Source organism: Phycisphaerales bacterium (genome assembly GCA_040217175.1).
GTDB lineage: Bacteria > Planctomycetota > Phycisphaerae > Phycisphaerales > UBA1924 > JAHCJI01.
Map to the genome: position 1 here is coordinate 343,718 of JAVJNT010000002.1, position 25,646 is coordinate 369,363.

At 67.9% G+C, this 25,646-nt stretch carries 27 protein-coding genes; 11 read left to right on the forward strand and 16 right to left on the reverse strand.

Annotation, left to right across the window (positions count from 1 at the left end):
• Positions 1–3: 3 nt before the first annotated feature.
• Both RIA68_08570 and RIA68_08575 read right to left on the reverse strand, forming a co-directional pair.
• Positions 4–1,731, reverse strand: a complete 1,728-nt coding sequence (locus RIA68_08570) for an acyl-CoA carboxylase subunit beta (GenBank protein MEQ8317494.1) — start codon at positions 1,729–1,731, stop codon at positions 4–6.
• Positions 1,732–1,830: 99 nt separating this feature from the next.
• Positions 1,831–2,649: a hypothetical protein gene (locus RIA68_08575; protein ID MEQ8317495.1), complete on the reverse strand. Its 819-nt coding sequence runs from the start codon at positions 2,647–2,649 to the stop codon at positions 1,831–1,833.
• Positions 2,650–2,752: 103 nt separating this feature from the next.
• On the opposite strand from RIA68_08575, the gene RIA68_08580 reads away from it, so the two are divergent.
• From RIA68_08580 to RIA68_08590, 3 genes are all read left to right on the forward strand, one after another.
• Entirely contained in the window at positions 2,753–3,340 is a 588-nt protein-coding gene (locus RIA68_08580) for a DUF4287 domain-containing protein (GenBank protein ID MEQ8317496.1), read from the forward strand.
• 37 nt (positions 3,341–3,377) lie between these two features.
• Entirely contained in the window at positions 3,378–3,857 is a 480-nt protein-coding gene (locus tag RIA68_08585; GenBank protein MEQ8317497.1) for an SRPBCC family protein, read from the forward strand.
• A gap of 120 nt (positions 3,858–3,977) precedes the next feature.
• Positions 3,978–5,393: a TlpA disulfide reductase family protein gene (locus tag RIA68_08590; GenBank protein ID MEQ8317498.1), complete on the forward strand. Its 1,416-nt coding sequence runs from the start codon at positions 3,978–3,980 to the stop codon at positions 5,391–5,393.
• 11 nt (positions 5,394–5,404) lie between these two features.
• On the opposite strand, the gene cls is transcribed toward RIA68_08590, so the two are convergent.
• Entirely contained in the window at positions 5,405–6,898 is a 1,494-nt protein-coding gene (gene cls, locus RIA68_08595) for a cardiolipin synthase (GenBank protein ID MEQ8317499.1), read from the reverse strand.
• 53 nt (positions 6,899–6,951) lie between these two features.
• Between cls and RIA68_08600 the strand changes: the two genes are divergently transcribed.
• Positions 6,952–7,926, forward strand: coding sequence for a DUF58 domain-containing protein (locus RIA68_08600; GenBank protein ID MEQ8317500.1), 975 nt, complete (start codon positions 6,952–6,954; stop codon positions 7,924–7,926).
• 9 nt (positions 7,927–7,935) lie between these two features.
• Here RIA68_08600 and RIA68_08605 read toward each other — a convergent pair whose 3' ends face one another.
• From RIA68_08605 to RIA68_08620, 4 genes are read right to left on the reverse strand one after another with little or no spacing between them, the layout of a single operon-like run.
• Positions 7,936–9,153 carry a GNAT family N-acetyltransferase gene (locus RIA68_08605; GenBank protein ID MEQ8317501.1) on the reverse strand — a complete coding sequence of 406 codons (1,218 nt, stop codon included), beginning with the start codon at positions 9,151–9,153 and terminating at the stop codon, positions 7,936–7,938.
• Positions 9,154–9,201: 48 nt separating this feature from the next.
• Entirely contained in the window at positions 9,202–9,714 is a 513-nt protein-coding gene (locus RIA68_08610; protein ID MEQ8317502.1) for a host attachment protein, read from the reverse strand.
• 41 nt (positions 9,715–9,755) lie between these two features.
• Positions 9,756–10,283 (reverse strand): hypothetical protein, encoded by a 528-nt coding sequence (locus tag RIA68_08615; GenBank protein ID MEQ8317503.1) that lies wholly within the window; start codon positions 10,281–10,283, stop codon positions 9,756–9,758.
• Entirely contained in the window at positions 10,280–10,840 is a 561-nt protein-coding gene (locus RIA68_08620) for a DUF1569 domain-containing protein (protein MEQ8317504.1), read from the reverse strand. Before RIA68_08620 ends, RIA68_08615 begins: the two co-directional genes overlap by 4 nt.
• A 189-nt stretch (positions 10,841–11,029) precedes the next feature.
• On the opposite strand from RIA68_08620, the gene RIA68_08625 reads away from it, so the two are divergent.
• Positions 11,030–11,914 carry a hypothetical protein gene (locus RIA68_08625; protein ID MEQ8317505.1) on the forward strand — a complete coding sequence of 295 codons (885 nt, stop codon included), beginning with the start codon at positions 11,030–11,032 and terminating at the stop codon, positions 11,912–11,914.
• A 1-nt stretch (position 11,915) separates the two neighbouring features.
• On the opposite strand, the gene RIA68_08630 is transcribed toward RIA68_08625, so the two are convergent.
• From RIA68_08630 to RIA68_08650, 5 genes are all read right to left on the reverse strand, one after another.
• Positions 11,916–12,971 carry a MoxR family ATPase gene (locus RIA68_08630; protein ID MEQ8317506.1) on the reverse strand — a complete coding sequence of 352 codons (1,056 nt, stop codon included), beginning with the start codon at positions 12,969–12,971 and terminating at the stop codon, positions 11,916–11,918.
• Between the two features lie 49 nt (positions 12,972–13,020).
• Positions 13,021–14,382: a right-handed parallel beta-helix repeat-containing protein gene (locus RIA68_08635; protein ID MEQ8317507.1), complete on the reverse strand. Its 1,362-nt coding sequence runs from the start codon at positions 14,380–14,382 to the stop codon at positions 13,021–13,023.
• Positions 14,383–14,645: 263 nt separating this feature from the next.
• Entirely contained in the window at positions 14,646–16,067 is a 1,422-nt protein-coding gene (locus tag RIA68_08640) for a PDZ domain-containing protein (protein MEQ8317508.1), read from the reverse strand.
• A gap of 174 nt (positions 16,068–16,241) precedes the next feature.
• A complete protein-coding gene (locus RIA68_08645; protein ID MEQ8317509.1) occupies positions 16,242–17,030 on the reverse strand; it encodes a hypothetical protein in 789 nt (262 codons plus the stop codon).
• Entirely contained in the window at positions 17,027–17,695 is a 669-nt protein-coding gene (locus RIA68_08650) for a sigma-70 family RNA polymerase sigma factor (protein MEQ8317510.1), read from the reverse strand. Before RIA68_08650 ends, RIA68_08645 begins: the two co-directional genes overlap by 4 nt.
• A gap of 207 nt (positions 17,696–17,902) precedes the next feature.
• Between RIA68_08650 and RIA68_08655 the strand changes: the two genes are divergently transcribed.
• Together RIA68_08655 and RIA68_08660 are read left to right on the forward strand one after the other, a co-directional pair.
• A complete protein-coding gene (locus RIA68_08655; protein ID MEQ8317511.1) occupies positions 17,903–18,964 on the forward strand; it encodes a twin-arginine translocase subunit TatC in 1,062 nt (353 codons plus the stop codon).
• Positions 18,965–19,504 carry a nucleoside deaminase gene (locus tag RIA68_08660; protein ID MEQ8317512.1) on the forward strand — a complete coding sequence of 180 codons (540 nt, stop codon included), beginning with the start codon at positions 18,965–18,967 and terminating at the stop codon, positions 19,502–19,504. It abuts the gene before it with no gap.
• Here the strand turns inward: RIA68_08660 and RIA68_08665 are convergent.
• Positions 19,473–19,979 (reverse strand): low molecular weight protein-tyrosine-phosphatase, encoded by a 507-nt coding sequence (locus RIA68_08665; GenBank protein MEQ8317513.1) that lies wholly within the window; start codon positions 19,977–19,979, stop codon positions 19,473–19,475. The genes RIA68_08660 and RIA68_08665 overlap by 32 nt on opposite strands.
• Positions 19,980–19,988: 9 nt before the next feature.
• The gene (locus RIA68_08670) at positions 19,989–21,215 is read right to left on the reverse strand and encodes a DUF3754 domain-containing protein (GenBank protein MEQ8317514.1); all 1,227 of its coding nucleotides are present in this window, start codon (positions 21,213–21,215) and stop codon (positions 19,989–19,991) included.
• Between the two features lie 51 nt (positions 21,216–21,266).
• Here RIA68_08670 and RIA68_08675 point away from each other — a divergent pair, with 51 nt between their 5' ends.
• On the forward strand, positions 21,267–21,722 hold the full coding sequence (locus tag RIA68_08675) for a cytochrome c (GenBank protein ID MEQ8317515.1): 456 nt from the start codon (positions 21,267–21,269) through the stop codon (positions 21,720–21,722).
• A gap of 123 nt (positions 21,723–21,845) precedes the next feature.
• The gene (locus RIA68_08680) at positions 21,846–22,736 is read left to right on the forward strand and encodes a GC-type dockerin domain-anchored protein (GenBank protein MEQ8317516.1); all 891 of its coding nucleotides are present in this window, start codon (positions 21,846–21,848) and stop codon (positions 22,734–22,736) included.
• A gap of 3 nt (positions 22,737–22,739) precedes the next feature.
• Here RIA68_08680 and RIA68_08685 read toward each other — a convergent pair whose 3' ends face one another.
• Positions 22,740–23,591 (reverse strand): hypothetical protein, encoded by an 852-nt coding sequence (locus RIA68_08685; protein ID MEQ8317517.1) that lies wholly within the window; start codon positions 23,589–23,591, stop codon positions 22,740–22,742.
• A 54-nt stretch (positions 23,592–23,645) separates the two neighbouring features.
• Between RIA68_08685 and RIA68_08690 the strand changes: the two genes are divergently transcribed.
• A complete protein-coding gene (locus tag RIA68_08690; protein MEQ8317518.1) occupies positions 23,646–24,404 on the forward strand; it encodes a lamin tail domain-containing protein in 759 nt (252 codons plus the stop codon).
• Positions 24,405–24,484: 80 nt separating this feature from the next.
• The gene (locus RIA68_08695; protein ID MEQ8317519.1) at positions 24,485–25,078 is read left to right on the forward strand and encodes an NAD(P)H-dependent oxidoreductase subunit E; all 594 of its coding nucleotides are present in this window, start codon (positions 24,485–24,487) and stop codon (positions 25,076–25,078) included.
• Here RIA68_08695 and RIA68_08700 read toward each other — a convergent pair whose 3' ends face one another.
• The gene (locus RIA68_08700; GenBank protein ID MEQ8317520.1) at positions 25,079–25,639 is read right to left on the reverse strand and encodes a hypothetical protein; all 561 of its coding nucleotides are present in this window, start codon (positions 25,637–25,639) and stop codon (positions 25,079–25,081) included.
• Positions 25,640–25,646 lie beyond the last annotated feature (7 nt).

Here is a 25,646-nt window from a genome sequence, read left to right on the forward strand (position 1 = left end):
GCCTCAGGTCTGCAGCACCCCGGTCTTGAACTCCCGCTTGTAGTCCCAGCCCTGGTTCGCGCTCGCGAGGGCGTCGGTGAGCTCGGCCCGGGTGTTGTGGGGCTGGATGAGGCGGTCGACCCAGCCCCGGGCGGCGCCGTAGTGGATGTCTTGCTGCTCGTTATAGCTGGCGCGGACGGCCTCGAGGATCTGCTTGTGGGTTTCCTCGTCGATGGTCTCGCCCTTGCGCTCGCGGCTGCGTTCTTCGATGGTGGCCAGCACGCCGGTGGACTGGGCGGCCCCCATGACGGCGCACTTGGCGGCGGGCCACGCGAGGGTGAGGAAGGGCTCGAAGGCGCGGCCGCACATGGCATAGTTGCCGGCGCCGTAGCTGCTTCCGGTGATGAGGACGATCTTGGGCACCACGCAGTTGCTCATGGCGTTGACGAGCTTGGCGCCGCTGCGGATGATGCCGGCCTGCTCGCTGTCTCGGCCAACCATGAAGCCCGTCGTGTCGTGGATGAAGACGAGCGGGACCTTCCGCTGGTTACAGTCCATGATGAAGCGGGCGGCCTTTTCGGCGCTGTCGTCGTAGATGACGCGGGGCATGCCCGCGGCCTTGGATGGACCGGCCTTGCCGCCGGGCTGGACGCGCTGGGTGAGCTCGCACTGGTTGGCGACGATGCCGCAGGGGTGGCCGCCGATGCGGGCGTAGCCGCAGACGAGGCTCTGGCCGTAGTCGGCCTTGTACTCGTCGAAGTCGGGCTCCAGGCTCTCGTGGCCCTCTTCGTTGGGCAGGGCCCGTGCGTCGACGACGCAGGCGAGGATGTCGCGCACGTCGTACTGCTGGCCCGACTTGTCGGTGAAGATGTCGTAGATGTCGTTGCCGTCACGGAGTGGGTTGACGCCGTCGGGCGTGGCCGGGAGTTCGCCGCCGTTCTTGCCGACGACTTCCCGAACGCGCGTCAGGCAGGACTCGTCGTCGGGCTCCTTGAAGTCGATGGTGCCGCTGATGGCCGCGTGCATGGAAGCGCCGCCGAGCTCTTCGTCGGTGACGTCCTGCCCGATGGCGGCCTTGACGAGCGCCGGGCCGGCGAGGTACAAGCCGCTGCCCTCGGTCATGAGCAGAGTGTCGCACAGCACGGGCAGGTAGCCCCCGCCGGCGACGCAGAAGCCCATGATGGCGGCGGTCTGCTGCAGACCCTCGGCGCTCATGACGCTGTTGAGATAGAAGATGCGGCCGAAGTCGTCGGTGTCGGGGAACACGTCTTCTTGCAATGGCAGGTACACGCCCGCACTGTCGACGAGGTAGATGAGCGGCAGCCTGGCCATGCGCGCGACGTGCTGGGCGCGGATGATCTTCTTGCAGGTCATTGGGAAGAACGCGCCGGCCTTCACCGTCGCGTCGTTCGCAATGATGACGTGGCGGCGGCCCTGCACGACGCCGATGCCCGTGACCACACCCGCGCCGGGAGCGCCGCCGTGCCCCTTGTACATGCCGTCGGCGCACCAGAGGCCAAGCTCCACGAAGCCGGGGATCTCGGCCGAGTGCGGGTCGGCTTTCCATTCGATCGAGGTGTCCAGCAGGCGGGCGATGCGCTCGCGGGCGGTGAGGCGGTCCTTCTTGTGCTGGCGCTCGATGGCCTTGTCGCCCCCGCCCTTGCGGATGACGGCCTCGCGGGCGAGGGACCGGGCGTTGGCGTCTTTGAGCGTGGAAGGGGCGGTAGCTGGGGCAGTCGTCGCGGCAGTCAAGGCGGGGCTCCGGCGTTTGAGGATGGGTTCGCCGGTAGCGTATGGGGAAGGAGGCGTGAGAACCAGATCGTGACGACGGGCCGAACTGGAGTCCTTCGGCTACCGGCGTGGCAGCGGCACGAGCATCGTCTTGAGCACGCCGCCGAGCCAGAGGCGGCGCTGGTCGGGTAGCAGCGATGCAAACTTGATGGTCTTCTTGCCCGTCTCGATAGCGATGGCTCGCTTCTTCTTGCCGTTCTCTTCGATGTCGGCGTCGGTCAGAAGCACAGCCTCGACGGTGTCGGCCTCGAATCGCCGCTTCCAGCCGACCGGACCGACACCAGTAAACACGATGCCGTCCGGGCCGCGGAGACGAACCTCGACGCGGCCGATGATCGTCACGAGCAGGGCGCCGATCATCGTCACGCCAACCAGAACGAACGGCGTGAGGAACAACGCCATGAAGATCGTCATGCCGAGCGGCATGTTCTGGTTGCTGCCACCACCGCCGCCCCCACCGCCGAAGGGCGTGGGGAACCACGCGGGCAGCGTGATGCCGGCGTGATGGAGGAACGAGGCAACCATGATGACGAGGAAGATCGACACGATGCCGTTCCAGAAGATCGCGAAGAAGGCCAAGCCAGCCGCACCGGCCAGCGAGCGGGCCGAGGCGCGAAGGACAACTCGGTCTCCGAAGTCTCGGATAGCACAGCCGCGCGGCGGCTCGCCCTGGGCCAAGGCGACGGCCTTCCGGGCTTCGGCCTGATCCTTGCTCGATCCGCTCGAACGCTCGCCGGTCGACGTGGCAAGGTCGGCCAGGCGGCTCAGCCGACCGCACCGGCGGCAGAGCGCGACGCCTTCCGACACGTTGACGTCGTCGATATCGATCGTGGCCCCGCAGGGGCAGGTGATCCTTTGGTTTGCAGCGTGACCCGGCATCTGGCAGAAAATCGGCGTTCGGGCTTGCCGGGCTTCCACTATACTGACATCCGTGTGGGTTCACAGACACCGAACCCCCGCCAGCCCAGACCGGAGGCCCGCGATGGCGACGCCCGAAGAGATGGCCAAGACCATGGCCGACAACCTGAAGAAGAACACGGGCAAGAGCCTGGCGCAGTGGGCGAAGGTCGCGAAGGGTTCGGGCCTCACCAAGCACGGCGAAGTCGTCAAGCACCTCAAGGAAGAGCACGGCCTCACGCACGGCTACGCCAACCTCGTCGCCCACGAGGCCAAGGGAAGCGTGGGCATCGCCAGCGGCAAGAAGACCAGCGCGAGCGAGGGCGAGGACCTAGTCGCGGCGCAATACGCGGGGGCCAAGGCGGACCTGCGGCCCATCCATGACGCACTGATCAAGAAGGTGAAGGCGTTCGGCAAGGACGTCGAGATTGCGCCCAAGAAGAGCTACGTGAGCTTGCGGCGGAGCAAGCAGTTCGCGCTCGTCCAGCCCAGCACCAAGACTCGGGTCGACCTTGGCATCCAGCTCAAGGAGCCGCCGAAGAAGGCGACCGACCGGCTCGAGAAGTCGGGGAGCTTCAACACGATGGTCAGCCACCGCGTGCGGCTGGAAAAGGTCAAGGACGTGGATGCCGAGGTGATGGCATACCTGCGCGAGGCGTACGACCGGGCCTGAGCGATCTCAGCGGACTCGAAGGGGGTTTACGATGCGCATGTACCTGTCCACGACGATCGACGCGCCGCAGGAGGCGGTGTTTGCCGCGGTGAGCAACTTCTCGAATGCGGCCGAGATGATCTCGGGCATCGACTCGGTCGAGATGCTCGACCAGGCCAACAACGGGAGTGCGGTCGGCATCGGCACGCGATTCAAGGAAACACGGACGATGATGGGCAAGCAGGCGACCGAGGAGATGGAGGTCACCGAGTACGACCCACCCCGGTCGTACGTGCTGAGCGCCATCTCGTGCGGCGCGCGATTCGACAGCCGAGTCGCGTGCGACCAAGAATCGCTCGGCGGCTGCCGGCTGAGCTACGACATCGACACCAAGGCGATCTCGCTGTACGCGAAGATCATGTCGCCGATCATGGGCCTCATGATGAAGGGCACGATGCGGAAGATGATGGAGAAGGACCTGGCGGACATCAAGGCGTACGTCGAGGGCGGCCAGGGAACCACCGCCCCGACGGGCTGACGCGGCATTCGGGCGATGTTCAGCGCGTTGCTCGCGCCGGCCCCACGCCACTAGCCTTAGGACCAACGCACCCCGCTCGGACCACGGGCGGCCGACACCCGGAGAACGGAGACCCACGACATGCCCCCGATTCGCACGACGCTCCGCATGAAGGCCCTGACGCCCGCCATCGCCCTGCTGGCATTGGCAGGTGGTGCCCTCGGACAAGACGAAGCCGCGGCGGACGCCGCGACGCCCGACCTCGATGCGCTGGTCGAGGCGTACTTCGAGGTGTGGGACGAGATGCGCGAGACGGGCCAGCCGACCTACGAGGAGTGGATCGCGCTGCACGAGGAGACGCTCGCGAAGGTCGATCTGGCCACGATGGATCGGGACGGGCTGGCGACGCTCTACGCGGCGGGACTGTTCAACGGCGACGATACGCGGGAGACGGCCACGGCCCGGGTCGCGGAGTTGCTGGAGCAGGCCGAGGCCGAGTCTGTGGAAGAGGCCTCGCTCCTGACGCTCGACCTCCTCCTGCGCGGCGTGCCCACGCGCACCAATCGGCCGACGCCGCAGGCCCAGAGCGAGGCGCTGGCGGCGGTGCTGAACCACCCGAAGCTGCACGACGCCGTGCGCAGCGGCGGGGCCATAAGCATCGGCCGGGCCATCACCGCGACGTCGCGCGAGAACATGGCAACGTACCGCGACGGCATCCTGGCGCTGGGCGTCATGCTCGCCGACGCATCACCCGAGATGGGGCTCGACGGCGCGATCTACTGGCAAACGCTCGAGCGGGTGCCAGACGTCTCCGAGGAAGAGCGCGAGACGATCCGCCTCGGGCTCGTCCGCATGCTTCGCAAGAGCATCGAGACCACCGACGAGGACGGCGAGCCCGTGCTGGGCGAAACGCTGGCGTACGTCCGCAACACGCTGGGCCGGATGGACGGCGCAGCGGTCCGGGGCGAGCTCATCGATCATCCGGTGCCCGAGATGGCCATTACTTGGTCGAGCGATGAATCGCTGACCTCGTTCGCCGACCTCGAGGGCACCATCGTCGTCGTCGACTTCTGGGCTACCTGGTGCGGCCCCTGCATCGCGAGCTTCCCGAAGCTGCAGGAAATGCTGGACTACTACGAAGGCAAGCCGGTGACCATCGTCGGCGTGACCAGCCTGCAGGGCGCGGTCTATGGCCTGCCAGACCAGGACGGACCGGTCGACTGCGAGGATGATCCGCAGAAGGAGTACGACCTGATGCCCGCCGTGATGGAAGAGCACGGCGTGTCGTGGCCGGTCGTGTTCACCGAGCAGGACGTGTTCAACCCGGACTTCAACGTGAGCGGCATTCCGCACGTTGCGATCATCGACGGCAAGGGCATCGTGCGTCACAACGGCCTGCACCCGGCCATGCCCCTGAAGGAGAAGGTCGAGATCATCGACGCCCTGCTGGTGGAGATGGGTGTTGAGCCGCCGATGCCGGAGAACGCCGGCCCGAGCGCGAACCAGAACCAGGGCCCTGCCGAGAACAAGCAGGACGAAGGCAAGCAGGGCGGCTGACGCGATCGCAGTTACAGCAGCGGCGAGACGATCTTGGCCGTGTCGTCGGCCAGCTTCTGCAGCCACGGGCGGTCGGCGAGTTCCTCCTTGCCCAGCGGGCGGCAATCCTCGAGGTATTGCAGCAGCCGCGACCGAAGCGCGGTCGTGACGTCCTCGCCGTGGGCGAGCAGGTTGAGCTCGTAGTTGAGCCGGAAGCTCCTGCGGTCGAAGTTTCCCGAGCCGAAGACGCTCAGCGAGTCGTCAACCGTTAACGCCTTGACGTGCAGCAGGCCCTGCTGGTGCAGGTGGACGCTCGCGCCGGCGTCGAGGAGCTCCTCGAGCACGCTCTTGGCCGCAGCGTTGACCAGGAACGAGTTGGTCTTCTCGGGGATGATGACGTCGACCTTCACACCCGCCAGCGCGCGCAGGCGGAGCGCGAGCTGCGTGGGTGGATCGGGGATGAGGTAGGGCGTGACCATCACGATGCGCTCATTGGCCTCGTTGATAGCGCTCAGGATGACGTCACGAAACGCTTCCTCCCGCCGGCCGGGTCCGCTGGGAATGGCCTGGGCGATGATCTTGCCCGTATGCTCGGGTTCGGGGAAGAGGTCTCCTTCGGGCCCGGGCATTGCACCCGTCTCGGCGACCCAATCCTCGAGAAAAAGCAACTGCATCTGCATCGCCAGCGGGCCGGTGATGCGTGCGGTGAGATCGATCCACGGGCCATACCTGCGGTTGCCGTAGTCGAGGTCGCAGATGTTCTGGCTCCCGGTGTACGCAATCCGACCATCGATGATCGTCAGCTTGCGGTGGTTGCGCACGTCGATACGCGCGAGCGTGCGGCGGAAGAACCGGCTCGGTAGCGCGTCCCGCACGAGCACGCCCTTCTCGCGAAGCTCTCGGCCCAGCGTCTGGAAGAAGTCGGCCGAGCCCGACCCGTCGGCCAGCACGCGGCAGACGACGCCCCGCTCGGCGGCCCGGACGAGCGCGTCGCCGATCTTCCGGCCGTTAGTGTCGTCGCGGAAGATGTAGGTGAGCAGGTGGACGTGGTTCTCGGCGGCGTCGATGGCCTCAACGAGGTGGTCGATGAAGTAGCCGCTGTCGATGATCCGGCCGTTATTGCCCAGCAGCGGCCGGTAGCCGCCCACCATGGTGGCCAGGCGGAACAGGTCTCGGTATCCGGGATCGATCGCGTCTCGCGGCGCCGCGTGCGCTTCGAGCGCATTGATGCGGTCGACGGTCTCGACCAGCCGGGCGGCTCGCTGGTTGGCCTTGACGCGGCGGCGACCCAGGAGTTGACGGCCAAACGCGGCGTAGAGCACGGCGCCCGGGATGGGCTGGAAGAGCGCGAGCGCGAGCCAGGCCAGGGCTTCGCCGGCCGAGTGCTTGCGGATGATGATGGGCGCGAGCACGAGCCTGATGACCCACTCCAGGAGCAGGTACGCCAGGGGCAACCACGCCGAGAGCGAGTCGCCGCCTTCGGCCTGCGCCAGCGTCACGAGCAACGCCAAGGGGAAGTCATCCATGGCGGATTGTTACCCGCGAACGGGTCGTACCATCGGCCGACAGGAGCCACGCCGTGCTGCATGCCCCGGGCCGCCCGTTCAACCCGCAGTCGCTCGAAGAGGCCCTCGGTCCGGCCTTGCTCGAGACGCTGGGCCGGATGCGGCTGCGCAGCCGGAAGATCTTCGCGGGCAAGCTGCCGGGCGAGCGACGCAGCAAGAAGCGCGGCCAGAGCGTCGAGTTCGACGACTTCCGCGAGTACGTGCGCGGCGATGACCTGCGGCACCTGGACTGGAACCTGTACGCCCGGCTCGAGAAACTCTTCCTCAAGCTCTTCCTAGAGGAAGAAGACCTCGCGCTGCACGTGGCGATCGACTGCTCTCGGTCGATGGAGGCGGGCCGGCCGCCGAAGCTGGAGCTCGCGCGCCGCCTGGCCGTTGCGGTCGCCTACGTGGGCCTGAGCAATCAGGATCGCGTGAGCGTGTGGGCCCTGGGCGTACCCGGGCGGCCCGACGTGCTGCGGATGCCGCCGGTGCGCGGGCGATCGGGGGCCGGGCGACTGCTCGAGTTCGTGTACCGCCAGGCGGTCGCCGAGCCCGGCGGCGTGACGCCCAATCGTCCGGAGCTCGTGCCGGCGCTGCTGCGGCTCGCGCGCGCGCGCGTGGGCAAGGGCGTGCTGGTGGTGCTCAGCGACTTCCTGACCGACGAAGACCTGACGCCCGCCCTCAACGCCATGGCGTTCGCACAGGGCGGGGGCTTCGACACCGTACTACTGCAAGTGCTCGCCCCGGGCGAGATCGACCCGGCCACCGAGGCCGACGCGGGGCTGCTGGGCGACGTGATGCTGACCGACGTCGAGAGCGGGCGAACGGCAGAGGTGACCGTGACGCCCTCGCTCATCGCCGAGTATCGCAAGCGGCTGCAGGCCCACAACGATCGGCTGGCGCGGCTGGCCAGCGCTCGGGGTATCGGGTACATGATGGTGCCCAGCGACGCCGAAGCGCGCGACGTGCTCACGGGCTCGCTTCGCGCGCGAGGCGTGCTGCTGTAGCCCACGGGTTCAGAAGTGATCGAACATGGTCGGCGCTCCCGAGCCTGCAAAGGCGGCTTCAAGATCGGCGATGTCGCGCGGTGGCCCCTCGACAAGGCCCAGCGCTGCGAGCCGCCGGGCACTCTGCAAGCCCGTATAAAGCGGGGCGAGGTGTCGCACGTCGAGACCGATGGCGTCGCGCGCGCCGGAAGGAGCCGGCCCCACATCGGCCCGGCCATCGGCGATGCGGACGCGCACAGGCGTGTTGTTCGCCTCAATGAGTGCGTCGCGGACGTGCAGCGTGAACTCGCACGAGAGCGAGGGTGCGTAGCGGCGAGCTTCGAGGGCGCCCGCGACGTCGACGACCCGGAGCATCCAGGGATCGCGCATCTCGAACGTGAACCGGCGGTCGGGCAGGCGCTGCAGCAACGGCGAGCCGGGATGATCGGAAAACTCGATCTCCCCAACGATCGACGAGAACCCTCGCAGAAAGCCCAGCAAGCGGTCGAGCCCTCGACCACTCGAATAGCCGTGGTCGACGAGGTGCATGACGTTGCCGCGGGCGTTTCCGGCGGTCGGCCCATCCTCCCGGGTCTCGATGCGGTAGATGCAGTAGGCCTCGACGTTGCCCGAGTCGTCCTCGGCCACGAACGCCTGGGCGGGGCCGGCTCTCGGGTTTCGCACGCGGTGCCAGACGTACGGGCCGCGGTCGAGGGCGGCGGGCACGCATCGAGCGCGCTCGTTGGCGCAGGCCTCGACGCCCGACGCGTCGGCCTCGGTCATCTCGCGCCAGTCGGCGCCGCGGTCGGTGGCCTCGATCATGCCGGCGGGCACGCGGGCGGTATAGATATGGCCGGCGTAGTCGTAGCCCACGCTTCGGTAGAGCGGCTCCATGGCCGAGTAGAGCGTTGAAACGTGCTCGCCGCGCTCGTGCATCTCGAGGAGGCAGCGACGCATGACGTCGCGCGCGAGCCCGCGGCCTCGCGCCTGCGGCCCGACGGCGACGCCCGCGATGCCGACGTGCGGCACGCTGACGCCGCCCAGCCACATGCCCATGGGCACTCGCATCGAGGTCGCGAGCACGACACCGCCCTCGCGGAGCACGCGGGTCTCGCGCAGGGTGATGCGGTCACGCATCCACTCGACGGACTGCTCGGGCAGAACGCTGAAGGCGCGCGACAGCACGAGGCTCGCGCCATGTAGGTCGCGCTCCTCGGCTGGACCAAACGTTCGTTCTGATGCGGCCATGATGCCCTCGGGGTGCATGCACCGGGCCGGCCGCGGACGGGGCCGGCGCTAGCCCAAAGGTAGGGCCCGGCGCAGGGCAGCATGGGTTCGCAGTTCGCTGTCGGGCATCTGGGCGTACTCGCCGTCGCTCAGCTCGACGTGGGACGCCTTGTTTGGGTCGAGCTGGTCTCGCAGCATGCCGAGGAAGCGGCGGGACGCAAACACCTGGAGCCGATCGCCATCGGTGCGCTCGGGACGGTCGGCGAGCCACGAGGCGACTTCGCGCGCGAAGCGGCGGTCTTCCTCGGCCTGGGTGTCCTCAGAGTTGTTGACCGTGTGCGGGCCGCCGACGACGCCGCTGCCCGCCTCGGCCCCGCGCTTGCCGGGCCCGCTGAGCATGTCGGGCCGCGTCCGCTGGTGCACCCCTTCGTGATCGTTCGAGATCGAGTCGGCCTCGGTCAGGTCGAGGGCCTTGCCTTGCGTCGGCCGGGCAATGAGCACGCGAGCAACGCGCTGATCAGCCAGTACGACGGCGGCGCTCTTGGAAGATTCGGTCGTGGAGTGGCTCGTACGTTGGGTCATGGGGTCCTCCCTGCGTGATACTTCACAGGGAGTGTCGCCCTTCAACGTGAATCGGCCTCGAGCGACTCGATGAATCGGCGTTCACGTTCTTCGGGCGGCCGGGTAAGCCGCTCGACTGTGGCGCGAAACTTGGCCTCGGTCGGGAAGATCAGGCCGATGCCGAGCACCGCAAGCATGGGCGAGGCCAGGAACAGCAACTGGCCCGTGATCAGGGCACACGTGGCGCCGAGCAGGCCGAAGCCCTCGATGGCTGCCATGAGGATGAGCGTGCCCCGGACGTAGGCCTCCTCGAAGCTGGTCACGGCGTCTTGCTCGGGGCCCGGTCGGCTGCTGCCATACTCGCCGCGAAGCCACGATGTGCGAGCCTGCTGCAGCAAGTTGGCCCGGACGGCGATGCCCGCGAGCACGCACGCCGGAATGGCCAGGGCCGCGGCGCCGGCGAGGGGAGGCAGCAGCCCGGCGACTGGCGGCGCGCTACGCGCATACGCGAACGCGCCCATCGTGGCGGTCATGATGAGGATGCCCGCGATGAGCGCGGCCCCGATGACCTGGAGCGTGCGCAGGTTCATCCTGCTCCGACATTCCCGGGATCGAGGAACGAGAGATGCAGCGCCAGGTGCTTGCGCTGGAGCGTGAGCCACTCGTCGTGCGTGAGCGAGCCGAGCAGCGGGCTCGGACGCGTGAACTTCTCACCCGCATGCACGCGCGCCACCTGCTGGCGGAGGAAGGCCAGGCCCTCGGCGTCGGTGATGCCGTCGCGCGGGAGCAGGGCCGACGCCTGCTTTGGCAGCTTGAAGCCCGAGGGCAGCGGCTCTTCGGTCTCGGTGGCCTTCTTCTTGAGCATCATGCGGGCGATCCACCGGACGGGCGGCGGGGCCTTGGACGGGAAGCCGTCGTAGGCGAACTGGAGAAACTTGCCCGTGTGGTCGAACACCTGGCCCGCGGTCCAGTTGCCGGTGTTCGTGAGCGTGCCGGCGTTCATCGCAGCCTCGAGGCGGTCGAGGTCCTGCGAGACCTCGTCGAAGTTGGCAAAGGCGAGCGTGCGACGACGGGCGGTCTTGGTGTCGACAGGGGTACGGTGGTCGGCCGATCCGGCGGCCGATGCGGTCTGGGCGGTCTGCGACATCGAGTCTCCTTTCGCTCCCCTGTGTGGCGATGGTAGTGCCCCCGAGCGTCATCCAGGAGGCGTGCAATGCGATTGCGGCACGTGCGTTGGATCGTGCGGATCGTCGCCCGAAATGTGCCGATGGCGCATCCCAGTGAGTTGGATGGGGACCGCGACGAAGCGTCCCTGCGCACTTCCGAGGGGGTTCAGATGCCGCTCAATCACGGACGATTTACGACCCGTACGCCTACGTCGATCGCGATCGCCGCGTTCCTGGTGGCCGCGTGCCCGAGCCTGGCCATGCAGCAGGAAGCCGACGAGAAGCCGCTGCTTTCCGGACCCAGCGTGGACGACCAGACCGAACTGACGCTCGTGAACCGGAACTTTTCGGGCGAGTTCCAGCGGCTGGATCGGCATCCGGCAGAGGCCGCCTACCAGTTGATCCGATCGCGCTACGCGATCGCGCCCGAGAATGCCGCCGAGATCGAAGAAGCCCTGCAGGAACGGCGAACCGTCCTTGACGAGCTCGTGATCGATCGCCTCGACTTGCTCATCAAGTTCAGCAACGGCGGCAACGACAAGGACTGGTCCGAAGCGATCGCGGCCGTTCGGAAGGCGATGGCGCCGCTCGCCATGAAGGGCATGCTCGGAGATCGGATTCGCCGGCACCTGCCGTCCGATGCGGCTGCCGAACACCAACGCCTGGAACGCGAGTACGTGCGGGCAGCCGTGGCAGACCGCATCGAGTTGCTCCGAGCAGAAGCTCGCGACGGCGAGGTCGTCCGGGGCATCGGTCTACGGGCCCATGCCATCGAGACACTCGTCGGGCTCGGAGCGGAAGTGAAGGCCGCCTACGAGCGAACGCTCGTTCAAGAAGGTGAGCGGCTGGAGTCGCTGATTTCGTCGCTAAATCTGTCGCCCGAGCAGGAGGGAAAGGTTCGCCAGATCATCGGCGAATACACCGATGCGGCCCTTGCCGATCGAAAGACGCTCGAGAATGACGGCGCCCGCCTGGCCGTGTTCTTAAGGGTGGCCGCAGAGCTGGATGCCGATCAGCGTCGCATCCTGATCGAGTACGCTCGCGGGACGCGCTAAGCTACGACTTCATCACGGCATCGACCTGCTTGCGATCGCCGGCGCTCATGCCGTCGACGGGCGTGTGCTCGAGCAGGTCGTCGATGATCGCGTCGGCGGTGATGCGGTCGGCCTCGGCGTTGAAGTTGGTCAGGATGCGGTGACGCAGCACCGGGCGGGCGACGGCCTTGACGTGCTCGGCGGTGGTCATGGGCTCACCGCTCAGCAGGGCCTTGGCGCGGGCGGCCAGCACGAGGTACTCGCTGGCGCGCGGGCCGGCGCCCCACGAGAGGTACTCGCTCACGAGGCGCGGGCGCTCGCCCTGGTTGTCCATGGGCTCGTTGATGCGCGTGGCGCGGACGAGGCGCAGGGCGTAGGCGATGACGTGCTCGGTGACGGGGTGGTGCTCGACCATGCGGGCGACGCGGTCCATGTCGTCGGCGCTGAGCACGGCGTCGAGCTGCACGGCGCTCTTCTCGCTGGCGCGGCGGATGATCTCGGTCTCTTCCTCGAGGCTGGGGTAGGCAATGCGGATCTGGAACATGAAGCGGTCGAGCTGCGCCTCGGGCAAGGGGTAGGTGCCCTCCTGCTCGATCGGGTTCTGCGTCGCCAGCACGAAGAAGGGCCGGGGCAGGTCGTGCCGCATGCCGCCGATGGTGACCTGGCGCTCCTGCATGGCCTCGAGCAGGGCGGCCTGGGTCTTGGGCGGGGTGCGGTTGATCTCGTCGGCCAGGACCACGTTGGCGAAGATCGGCCCCTGGACGAAGCGCAGCTCGCGGTGGCCCGTGGCGCGGTTCTCCTCGATGACCTCGGTGCCCGTGATGTCGCTGGGCATGAGGTCGGGCGTGAACTGGATTCGGCTGAAGTCGAGGCTCAGCGTTCGCGCGATCGTGGAGATCAGCAGCGTCTTGGCCAGCCCGGGCACCCCCACCACCAGCGCGTGCCCGCGGGCGAACATGGCCAGGAGCATCTGGTCGACGACCTCGTCCTGGCCCACGATGACCTTGTGGATCTCGCCCTTGAGCCGCTTGTAGGCGTCCTGGGCGAAGGCGGTGTCTTGCGGGGTGGTGTCGGCCATGCGGTCCTCCTTGACCCCGAATGCTACGCCCGCGCGGCGGGATGGCGTGCTAGGGACAACCGGCGTCGAAAGCGTCCTGGAAGGCGAGGAAGTCGAACAGCGTGAACTCGCCGTCGCCGTCGAAGTCGGCCACGGGATCAGCATCGTCAAACGCGTTGAAGAAGGCCAGGAAATCGAAGACGTCCAGCACGCCATCGCCCGTCAGATCTGCCCGGCAGGGCGGGCGATACTCGAAGGCCCCCATGTCGACGACGGGCGTGCCCACGCCGGTATCGGGCGTAGCCGGGTCGTCGACGACCCGCGCGAGTCCGTCGGCATCGAAGGGGATGGGCTCGGCCGTATCGCCGTCGCCGTCGAGGTCGAACTCGTCAGGAGGGAGCAGGTCGGTGTTGCCGGCGTCGATGCAGGGCGAGCCGGGGAGGAGGCGGTAGGTTCCGGGCTCGAAGAGAGGGTCGGCGTCGATGTTTCCCTCGCCGGGGAAGCCGCCCTCAACGTTGCTCGAAGCAATCGTGATCGCGCTGCGGAAACCGCGGACGGGTTCGCCCGAGCCGCGGAGAATGCTGCCACAGATCCGAAGCTGACCATCGAGACAAAATAAGTCGCCTTGCCCCACAGCTTGTGCAACGGAAGTTACACCAGTAAAGCTTGCTGAAGAATACTCAACCCAAGCCACGTCGCCCGATCCTTTAATTGCCTCATTGTCGTTGAATACACAGTTCACAAATCTCGGCGACCCACCACCGCAGTAGATTGCACCGCCCCGCCCTGAACCATCACAAGCACCACTCGCTCGATTGCTCTCAAACGTACAACCAATGAACGTGACGTCACCCTGGGTTGCCACTGCACCGCCAAAGCCTTGGCCTACACCAGCATCGCACACGAATCCTGCTGCACTGTTTCCGATGAACTCGCACTCGATGAATACCGCCGAAGACCCACGCTCCATCAAGGCACCACCACGGGCTGAAACGAGTGCCCCGTAGTTTGTAGCACGATTATCTACGAACACGCAATTATGAAACGTAGGACTGGCCACGCGGATATCGATCGCGCCGCCACTACGCGAATGATGGAATCCTGCGATAGTCAGGTCTCGAACCACGATATCAGAAGAACTCGCTTCCGAAAAAACGAATGCACGGCTTGGATCACCGGATGCGTCTCTCGTTCCAAGCAGAGTGACACGAGTGGGATCGCCAGACTCGCTACGAATGACCATGGCCGTATTCGGCATTACGATGTTTCGAGGGTGAAACACGCCATCGCGCAGCACGACCTCGTCCCCATCTACGGCCGCATCAACCGCGGACTGGATTGTCGGATACTCCGGGCTCGGCACGAACAACTGGTCCGCCGCAGCAGTGGCCGCGACGGAGAGGCACCAGAGCGCCAGCAAGATCGGTCGCATGGTGGGCTCCTTCTCGGCCCAGCATACCCGACTCGAAGTCGTTCGCGAAGCGCAAAAGGACCGCCGGGCCTGGATCCTGCCCGATCCAAGGCCCGGCGTAGGGGAGTTCGTGAGCGAGGCTGGCTGCCTGGGCCCGGGTCACTCGGCCCGGCGAGCCCGCCCCGTCGCGTGAGGTTCACTCCCGGGTTTGTTCCGCTTCTCGCGGCCCGGGTTGCACCGCCGAGCAAGAAAATCCTGCTCGGTGGTGCGGAGCCGGTCGAGCCTTAGCGGCCGCGGCGACCGTCGCGGTCGTCCAGGGCACGCTCCAGGCGCTCCATGAGGCGTTCGATCATGGCCTCGGTCCGCTCTTCCATGCGGTCGATGGCCCTGTCGAAAGTGTGCTCGAGGCGATCGAGCCGCTCTTCGAGCTCATCGAGACGGTCCTCCCACTCGTCCTCCATCTGCTGGCCCGGGAAGGTCAGGGCGAAGCCATCGCCTTCATCGCCGTGCTCGGCCCAGAAGCGACGTTCCTGCGCGGCGCCAAGGTCGCCGCGGAGGCGCTCGATGGCCTCCTGCTGCATCCGGCGCATGTCCTCGACCTCGAGGCCGAAGGCCTCGCCCTGCCGCATGGCGGCGATGGCCTGCTCGATGGCCTTGGACGCCTGCTTGTGGGCGTCGGCGGCCTTGTGATCGATCTCGTGCTCCATGCGGGCGAGCATCTCGGCGGCTTGCTTCATGGCCTTCTCGGCCTGCTCCATGTGCGAGTGATGCTGGTGACGCTCTTCTTCGAACGCCTGCCACGGGCTGCCGGCGCCTGGAGCCAGGCGGAGGCGGGCGGGACCGTCGCCGACACCGACGCCAGCCGAGGGTGCGCGGCCGAGGGCCTGCGCGTTGAAGGCTTCGAGCTTGAGATCAACGGTGACGGGGTGGCCCTTGCGGATGACCTTGACCTTCACCTTGGTGCCCGGCTCGGCTTTGGCAAGCACCTTGCGGATGTCGTCGGCCGAGCGCGGCTCGGCCTTCTCGCCGAAGCCGATGATGATGTCCTTGGCCAGGAGCCCGGCCTTGTCGGCGGGCAAGCCATCGACGACGCGCTCGAGCAAGACGGCCTTCTTGGCGTCCAGGCCCAGGTGCTCGAGGATGACGCCATCGGGCTCTGCCATGACCACGCCCAGCATGACCTTGGGCTGCGAGGCGGGCTGGGGAGCGTCGGCGGTCTGAGCCCAGCCTGCGGGCGCGTTGCCGCGGGCGCGGAGCTGCGCGGGCACGCCCGGCTGCACGGGCTCGGCCAGCGTGATGCTGCCGACGAAGGGGTTCGAGCCATGATGCTCGGGCATGACCACCTCGACCGTCCGATGGCTGCCGGGCATGGTGATGATCACCACGCCGTCCTTCATCTTGTAGTTCTCCTTGGAGATCTCCTTGCCGTCGAGCTTGACGACGATCGGGCGATCGTTCACGCGGCGGACGGTGAGGGCCTTGCCGTCGACGGTGCGGTTGATCTCAACAACCGTGCGGACCTCCTGACGGACGTCTTTCTTGTCGGCCGTGTCCTGGGGCGCGTCGACGATGACCTCGTAGGCGCGTCCGCTGCCGCCGCCAGTCTGGGCGAAGGCAGCGCCGGCCAGGATGGTGAGCGCCAGGGCGGGCGTGGCAAGGCCTGTCCTGACGATGCGATCGACCATGGTGTTGCTGCTGTGGATCATGGTGTGAACCTCCTATCCGCTTCGACGATTCGTCGTGATCGGTCCCCGCCGAGCGGCGGTGCTTGGCCGATCCTTCAGATGTGGACGCGGGCCGGGGACTGGCCCGTCGATCTGGAACTCGTTAAGCGGCCTTTTGACAGCCATCCCGCCAAAGAGGGCCGCGATTGCTTCGATTCAGATGGGCCCCGACGAGGGGCGACGCGTGCGATATGGGACGGTGCGATCGATGCCGGCGTCGTCGGGCTTGACCTGGTAGAGGTCGCCGTCCTCGACGATGGCCCGCTCGATGAGCTTTCGGACGTAGATGAGCTCGAGCCGGCCGTCGGGTAGCGGGCGGACCTCGAGCAGCGTGCGCTCGGGCATCTCGGCCAGTTGCTCGGTGGCGGTGTTCCGGCGCGGGGACGGGTCGGCCGAGACGGTCTGGTAGGGTCCGATGGCCGAATCGGGCACCGCCGTGTTACCGCGCGCGATCATGGTCGTGGGCGGACCCTGCCGGGTCGGGCCGACGAGCTCGAACGGATTGACGGTGGCCGTGTTGTCGTTCAAGACCGTGCTTCCGGTCGCACTCCCGCCGGCGAGCTCGCGCCCGTCGCTGGGGATCGGCGCGCCGGCCTGGGTCGCGAAGAACGGGGCCGCCCAGACAACGGCCACGCTGGCGGCAACCGCCCAGCCGGCCCAGCTCGACACCTTGCGCACGCGGAAGCGGAAGCTCGCGGCGGGCAAGTCGTCCAGCGGGGCCTCGATGCCATCGGCGATGGCGATGGCCTGTTCGACCGCCTGGGCCAGCTCGGCCTGGGCGTGCTGGGCCTCGAAGAGCTCGCGCCACACGCCGGGGTCGTACTCGGCCAGGGCACGGAGCTGCTCCCAGTCCTGGGCCGAGGCGGCGTCGTCGACGACGCGGCTGATCAGCAGGTCGCGGTCGACCCGCGTGGGATTCGGGTTGTCATGCTCGGACTGATTCATTCGTTCACGTCTCCGTTCGCCCCCGAATCACTAGATGCGCCGGTGCGGCCCGTCTTGCGGTCGCGCTCGATGGCGACGCGTTCTCGGAGCATGCGTCGGCCCCGTGCGATGCGCGTCTCGATGGTGGTCTCGGGCAGGCCCGTCAGCTCGCTGATGGCCTTGTAGTTCATGCCTCGGACGCAGCGCAGCACCAGCGGCTCGCGGTAGCTCTCGGGCAACTGGGCGATGAGGTCGAGCAGCCAGCGGGCCTCGTCGGCGTCTTCGGGCACGCAGGCGGTGCGGTCGGGCGTCTCGTCTCGCTGGAAGGTGCCCGGATCGGTCGCGGCCTGGCTCTCCAGGGCGTTGCGGCGGCGGGTCTTCTTGCGGCCTTCGGCTCGTGCGGCGTTGATGGCCACCGTGCGGAGCCAGGGACGGAGGGCGCCGGGCGTGCGCAGCTCCTGCACGCTGCGCACGAAGGTGGCAGCGATGTCCTGGAGCAAGTCGTCGAGGTCGGCCTCGCGGGGCATGTGGGCCAGCACGATGGCGGCGACCCAGCGGCGGTGGCTCTGCCAGAGCTGCTGGACGGCCTCGGCGTGTCCGGCGGTGGCGCGCTCGACCAGGGCCGGATCGACGCGGTAGCGGTCGATCGACGCGGCGCCCCTGGCGTTGGACGGTGTGTGGCTCATTGGCTGCTGCGCCCCCCTCTGGCCGCGACGGCGGCCCGTCCTGTGCTCGTCGAGATGCGCTGGGTGCAGGTTCCCGACAACTTCCGGGCCGGCAGCGTGCATTCGTGCTGGCACGGTCGTCTGTCCATGCCGTTATACTTCGGATTCTCGGGCCGGCGGGTTCAGGCCTTCTCCCTGTCAACAACCAAACTTCAGGAATCGACCGACGTGCCACCGCCGCCCGCCCCACGCCACCGACGGCCGCACGACGACGTGCTGGCCATGCCGCTGGGCGACCACATCGAGGACCTGCGCCGGCGGCTGATCATCGCGCTCTTGGGGCTTGCGCCCATCCTGCTGCTGTCGCTGATCTTCGGCCGGCAGATCATCGACTTGATGCTGATCCCCCTTCGGGGCGCGCTGACGGCCCGCGGCCTGCCGCCGGTGGTGCAGGTGACCGGTCCGATGGAGACGTTCGGCGCGTATCTGCGGGTGTCGATCGCGGTCGCGGTCCTGGTCGGGCTGCCCTGGCTGATCTACCAGGGCTGGAAGTTCGCGGCCCCCGGGCTGTACGCGGCCGAGCGCCGGTTCGTGTACGTGCTGGCGCCGATGAGCGTGGCGCTGACGCTGCTCTCGATCGCGTTCCTGTACTTCGTGATGATGCCCATCGTGCTGACATTCTTCATCGGGTTTGGTCAGACGCTGGGCGGACGCAACCCGGGGACGGCCGAGCCGCCGCCGGGCATGGTGTTCCCCGAGATTCCGTCGCTGCCGGGCGATCCGCCGGATCCGCAGCCGGGGCAGGTATGGGTCAACACGCGGCTGCAGGAGCTTCGCATCGCGGTTCCGCGCTTGCCTCTGATCGAGGTGGCCGACCCCGAAGAGATCGTCTCAGGTGATGTCCGGCCGCCGGAGGTTCGGATCCTCGGCTCGCCCCTTGGGCTGACGGCGGGGCTGACCCAGCAGTTCCGGGTATCGGAGTACATCAAGCTGATGTTCCAGCTCACGCTGGCGCTGGCGATCGCGTTCCAGACGCCCGTGGTAGTGCTGCTCTTGTGCTGGACGGGGCTGATCGATCCCAAGGCGATGGGCAAGCACCGCAAGTACGCGATCCTGATCGCGGCCGTGCTCGGCGCGGTGCTCACGCCGGCCGACCCACTGTCGATGATCGCGCTGGCAGTACCGCTGTATGCGCTGTACGAGCTCGGCCTACTGATCGCACGCGTGCTGCCGGCCGAGCGGCTCGCGGGTTCCGCCGGCGAGGGCGACGTCGACGACGAGAACCCCTAGATGCTCGGGCGACTCTTCAAGAAGCGCCGCGAAGAGGGACCGCCGCAGCCGCTGGCGGCGGGGCATGCGACAGAGACGGATCGCCGCATGATGGCGCGGGCGATCGAGCTTGCCGAAGAAGCGGCACGAGCCGGGGAAGCGCCCATCGGTGCGGTGGCGTACGAGACGGCGAGCGGCCGGGTGGTCGCCGAGGCGCGGAACACCCGGGAGGGGGACGCCGATCCGTGCGGCCACGCGGAGCTGCTCGCGGTGCGAGCGGCCGCGGCGGCGCTGGGCGATTGGCGGCTGAACGAGTGCACCGTGGTCGTCACGCTCGAGCCGTGCTGCATGTGCGCTGGGGCGCTCGTGAATGCGCGCGTGGGGCGCGTCGTCTTCGGCGCGTTCGATCCCAAGGCCGGCGCGGCGGGCAGCCTCATGAACTTGCTTGCGGATCAACGGCTGAACCACCGGCCCGAGGTGATCGGCGGCGTCGAGGCCGAGGCGTGCGGGGCGTTGCTGCGCGAATTCTTCAGGGGCCTTCGCGTACGGAAGCGCCCTTAAACTCGGCGATCTCGTCGAGCAGGCCCTCGCAGGCGGCCAGCAGCATGTCGAAGACCCGGTCGAAGCCGTCGTCGCCACCGTAGTAGGGGTCGGGCACGTCGGGGGCCTGGCCTTCCCGGTGGGCGGGGTCGTAGGAGCGCATGAGGCGGAGCCGCCGCTCGGGCGCGCCGAGCTCGAGCAGATCCTGCACGTTGCTGGCGTCCATGGCGACGATGTGCGTGAAGGCGGTGAAGTCCTCGGCCGGGCGGACCTGACGCGCGCGGCTGGGCAGGTTGACGCCGCGGCTCTCCGCGACGGCGAGCGCACGACGGTCGGCACGTTCCCCTTGATGCCAGTTGCCGGTGCCGCAGGAGTCGACCACGAGGCCTTCGATGCCGCGCTTCTTGGCGAGGTCGAGGAAGATGCCCTCGGCCAGCGGGCTTCGGCAGATGTTCCCGAGGCACACGAACAGGATGGCGGGGACGGGTTCGCTCATGGGGCGAGGCTAGGACGGCTTCGCGCGTGCATCGGCCCAGTCGTCGATGGCTTCGAGGTGGAACCCGGTGGTGTCGCGGGTGGTCCAGTGCTTGTCGACGGTCTCCAGACCGGCGTCCGGGTCTGCAAGGGCGGCGTCGCGCATGAGTCCGAGCCGTTCGAGGGTGGCCAGCGCCGTCGTGGCGTCGAACTCGCAGGCGACCTTGAAGCGCTCTTGGAGGTACTTGGAGGCTCGGGCGCCGAGTTGCTCGATGGGCCAGCGATCGGCTTCGTCCTTGTCATGGCGGGCGGCGAGGACGGCGTAGGCGATGATGGCGGCCTTGGCCTCCTCGTGGGCAATCATGCGGCAGAGCGTGTGCAGCACGGCGGCGTTGTTGGCAAGATTCTTCTGGTAGAGGTGTTCCGTGCGGTGGCTCGTGCGCTGCTTCTTCTTGCGCTTGTAGCCGAAGAAGCTGCGGACGGCCATGCCGCCGAAGCCGATGGCGGCTGGGATGGCCAAGGCGCTGGTGCTCGCCGCCCCCACCACCGCGACCTTGGCGAGCGAGCCAAGCGAGCCAGCGCCCAGACCCACGACGAGCGCGCGGTCGAGCACCGTCATGGTTGCCTCGGCGTGCGGCAGCAGGGCCTCGACGTCGGCGACGGGGATGTCTCGGAAGAGCTTGAGCCGTAGGCACTCCTCGCCCGTGAGCTGGGCAACGACGGCTAGCCGCGTGTAGATCTCGACCTCGCGTTCGATCCGCTTCCAGGGCTGCTTCTTGTTGCGGCGGACCAGCACGAGCGTGCCGCGGCCGCGCACGTGTAGCGCGAGCGAGCGGACGCGCTCGGGCTTGATGCGCACGCGCAGGCCGTAGGTGCTGCCGGCGCGGATGGCGGCCTCGATGCCCACGTCCGTGAGCGGGGTGAAGTGGGCGCGGTCGAAGAGGTAGTCGAGCGCCGCATGCAGGCGCGGGTCGCCGAAGTGGGCCTGCGGGTTGGGCTCGGCCAGCGCGTCGAGGTCGGGATTGGCCGCGGCGTAGAGCCGGTCGAGGTGGCGGTGCAGCTCCCCCACTTCCTGAGCGATGACGCGTTCGGTGGCCTTGCAGATCTTCTGGGCCCAGCCGGCAAGCTCGCCGAAGCGCTCCGGATCGGCATCGATGGCGTCGACGATGGCCTCGATGCGGATCGGGATGAATCGGTCGCCCAGCTCGGCCGGCGAGAGCGAGACGGACCTGGCTGGGCTGGCATGCACGTCGGCCATCGAAGGGAACGTACGCCGTCGCGGCCGATCCGGTCATGGGTACCATCTCGCATGGCACGCACGATCTCGCTGGTAGTTTTGATGGCCTTCACACTCGCACTGGCGCTCGGGCTGCCCGCATGCGGGGAGAACTCGACGCCCGCCGCGTCGATCGGCTCGGCCCAGTCGGTCGTGTCGCTCGCCGAGGGTCGTTCGCTCTACCAAACGCACTGCATGATGTGCCACCAGCCGCAGGGCGAGGGCGTCGTCGGCCAACAGCCGGCGCTGGCACGCAACCCGGCCGTGGTCGGCGACGTTGCGTATCTCGTTGAGGTCACGGTGCTGGGCCAGGGCGACCACGAGGGCGCGCTGGCGGCGACGGGCAAGTACCGCCAGCAGATGCTGGGCTTCGAGTACCTGAGCGACGCCGAGATCGCGGCGATCCTGACCTACGTCCGCCAGTCGTGGGGTAACTCGGCGAGCGCGGTGAGCGAGGACGAGGTCTGGGAAGTCCGACAAGGGCTCTAGTCTCGTCGAAAGAATCCTGCAGACGCGGCCAATTCCTCTTGCATCAGCATCGCCAATCGGCGACAATGCGGATGTGGGGCAGTACGCCTCAGTTGGAAGCCTGGGTACTCTGGGGGTCTTGAGATGAGCACGTTGATTCGCTCGTTCGTGGTCGCGACGGCGGCCCTTGGTTCTTCGATGGCGGCCGCGCAGGAGAACGTGTTCGTCCTGTCCAGCGGGAACGCGTTGACCGATGACTCGGTGATCGTGGCGCTCGAGGCGATCGGCCATACGGCGACGCTCGGGCCGGAGTACTTCGAGTTCGATGGCAGCGATATCGACCAGTACACCGTGATCTACCTGCAGCCCAACCACAACTGGGCGTCGGGCGACATGCCCGGCTCGGGCCAGGCCAGCCTCATCGACTTCGTGTGCAAGGGCGGCGGCCTGCTGACCACCGAGTGGACCAGCTACAACGTCTACGTGCGTGGCACCTTCCAGGCGCTCGGGCTCATCGTGCCCAGCGACTACACGACGTGGAACACGATGAGCGAGGCGACGTTCACGCTCGACACGCCGGACCCGGTCATCAACGCCGGCCTGCCCGACCAGTTCACGTTCCCGCTGACGAGCCTCGCGGGCACCGAATCGCACATCGCGCCGCGCGAGGGCGCCACGAGCTTCTACACCACCTCGTCGTTTGCCGGCGGATCGGGCGTCGTTGGCTGGGACTGGGGCCTGGGACGCGTAGCGAGCTTCTCCACGGTCAACGGAACGCTGCAGGTGGGCGACGAGAACTTCCGCCGCCTGATCGGCAACCTGGCGATCTGGGCGGGCGACGCAAGCCCGGGTGGCGGACTGCCGTGCCCGGCCGACTGCGACGGCGATGGCACGACCACCATCTTCGACTTCCTGTGCTTCCAGAATCGCTTCGCGATGGGCGACACCGAGGCCGACTGTGATTGCTCGGGTGAGCTGAACCTGTTCGACTTCCTGTGCTTCCAGAACCTCTTCGCCCTGGGCTGCGACGAGTAGTTCTCAGGCGAGCGGCAGCTCCAAACCCACGCCCGCCAGGTCGTCGTGCAGGGCGATCAGGCGGGCGGTGTCGTCATCGGGCGGGCGGGTGTTGCCGACTTCGTCGATGAGGTTGCATACCGAGTAGCCCTTGCAGGCCTGCTCGTAGTGACGAAGCCATGCGTTGACCGGCTCGCTCGCCTCGGCAAGCTTCTCGAAGCTCAGCTTGGGCGTGCCCCGGATGCCGATGCGCCAGGGCTTGGGGCTGAGCCGAGCGCGGAAGCTCCGCTGGGCTCGGCATAAGCGCGCGTAGAGCGGGTCGGCGCCGAGCTCCTCCATGAGCTGATGGGCGTCGTCGCCGTCGGGCTCCATGCCCGGGCTGGTCAGCAGGTATCGCAGGCCAGCAGCGGTGCGATAGACTCGCGCGCCACGGCTGGCGTCCTGCCGGGCCCAGTGACGCAGGCGTTCGAGGGGCTCTTCGGTCGGATCGGTCGCCGGCTGCTTGCGACCGAGCAGGCGACCGAGCAGTCCGCCGCCGTTCGACGACGCGCTCGCCTCGAGGTCGACGTCGATGAACGCCAGCCGGGCGGTATTGAGCACGTTGGCGCCGTACCGGTTGATGGTGATCGCCGCGATGCGATCGCCGGCGTTGTCGCGCAAGTCCTGGACGATGGGCTCGGGGAAGTCGCGCTGCTGGTAGGCGTACTGGTGGATGACCTCGCCGTCGGACTCGATCTCTTCGGCGAGCAGCCGCCGGGCCTTTTCCTCGGCACGCTGGCGTGCGTCGTCGATGCTCGTCTCGGAGGAGGCCCACGCGCCGCGGCCGTAGCCATCGCGTTCGGCCTGCGCCCTTGCCCAGAATCGCGCCACTCTCATGCGATGCCCCCCGGATTGGTGGTCGGATTCGTCGATTCGGGGTAGCCTAGTGGCATGGGGGTGTGCTCGTCTGTCGTGGTGCTGCTTTCGGCGCTCGCCGGCCAGGTCGGTGAGCCTCGGCCGCCCGCCGCGCCGACCGAGCCCAGTTCACAGGAACGGCCCGCCGAGCAGCCGCTCGTGCCGTTCCCGCACCCGTTAATCACCGAGGTGCTGTTTGCCGTGCCGACCAGCGGCGGTGACGCGAACGGCGACGGGAAGCGGAACGCGACTGGCGACGAATTCGTCGAGCTGACCAATCCGCACGACGAACCCATCAACCTGGCGGGCTACCGACTCGTCGATCGGCACCGCGGGCAGGACGGCCGATTCGCGTTTACCTTCCCCGACCTGATGCTCGAGCCCGGGCAGACCGCGGTGGTGTTCAACGGACTAGGGGCAAGCTGGACCGGACCGGTCGGCGACACGCACCGCGCACCGCCCGGCCCGAATCCGCTGTTCGAGGGCGCGTTCGTCTTCACAGCAGGCGTGCAGTCCCGGTTCTTGGCATTGGCGAACACCGCCGACTTCGTGCTGCTGGAGAATGCGTTGCGCGTACCAGTGCACGTGGTGGTCTGGGGCGATCCCGATGAGGCTCCGCCCACCGAGGCCTACCAGACCGACACGATCACGAGCATCCCACGCGGGAGCGTGCAGCGGACCGAGGCGACCGGCGCGATGGCGGCCCACGACCGCATCGACGGGAAGACGTGCAGCCCGGGCGTGGCCTTCCCCAAGCGCCCGTCGCCGCAAGCCGAACCGGTCGAGACGCCCTGAACGCGTGAGCCCGGGCGGGGGTGGTGCGCGCTACGATCGGACCGACTGAGCCAGCGAACGTCCCCCTCGGAGCAGCGACCATGGCGTGGATCCCCAAGCCCTCGGCAACGACCCAGATCGAGCGGCGCGACGAGCCCTACCTGACCCAGGCCATGCGCGACGAGCTTCGCGAGCGCTATTTGCCGCGATTCGAGACCACGCTGGCCGCGCTGCTGCCCGCCCTGCACATGATCCAGCACGAATACCACTGGGTGCCGCCGCAGGCGATGGAAGAGATCGCCGAGTTCCTCGAGCTCTCGCCGGCGGACGTCATGGACACGGCCAGCTTCTACGAGGAGTACGCCCTGGCGCCGCGGGGCCGGCACGTCATCGGCGTGTGCCGCTCGATCGCGTGTGAGTTCTGCGGGCAGCCCGAGGTGAGCGAGGCGATCAAGGAAGCGCTCGACATCGACGTGGGCGAAACGACCAAGGACGACAAGATGTGCCTGGTCGAGCTGGAGTGCATCGGTTCGTGCGGCACCGCGCCGGTGGCGCTCTACGACGAGGAGCTGCACGAGCAGCTCACGCCCGAGCGAGCGGCCCAGCTTGCAAAGCAACTCCAGTCGTCCGACGACGCCCCCAGGGCCACGGGGCGCGAAGGCCTGAGCCCAGAAGCCGTCAGCATTCCGGACTGATCACGCGTCGATCGGAGGGGCGCCGTCATGCCCGGCCGCGTCTTGGGAAAGCTCGGCGTCGGGGAGATCGGCCGCCAGGCGGATGGCCCGCTCGAGTTCGTCGCTCCGCAGGCTCCCGATGAGCATGGACTTGTCCTTGTCGCCGGCGGTGTAGTGGACGTGCACGCCGCGGTCTCCGCTGACGTTCAGCACCCATCCGAACTTGCGAGAGATACGCACGCCCCAGCCGCCGCAATCCATGAGCGGGTTGTACGTGATGGCGCGGGCGTCGCGGACCTGCTCGATCGCCACGACGAATCGGAAGAAGACCAGCGCCCGCACGCGGATCTCTCGCTCGGTGACGGTCGTCCGCATCGGCAGTTGCATGAGCAGCAGCGGCAGGCCGAGGCCCAGCACGACGACCAGCGCGAGCGTGCTCGCGGACTGGCCGCTGCCGATCATGATCGCCAGGACGAGCACCACCGACGAGAGCGTCGAGATGGGGACGAGGTAGCGAACGATCGAGTTCTGGTGGAGGCGTTGCGTCTCGTGGAAGATCGCGTTTTCCTGCGTCGTCGGCATCGTCGGC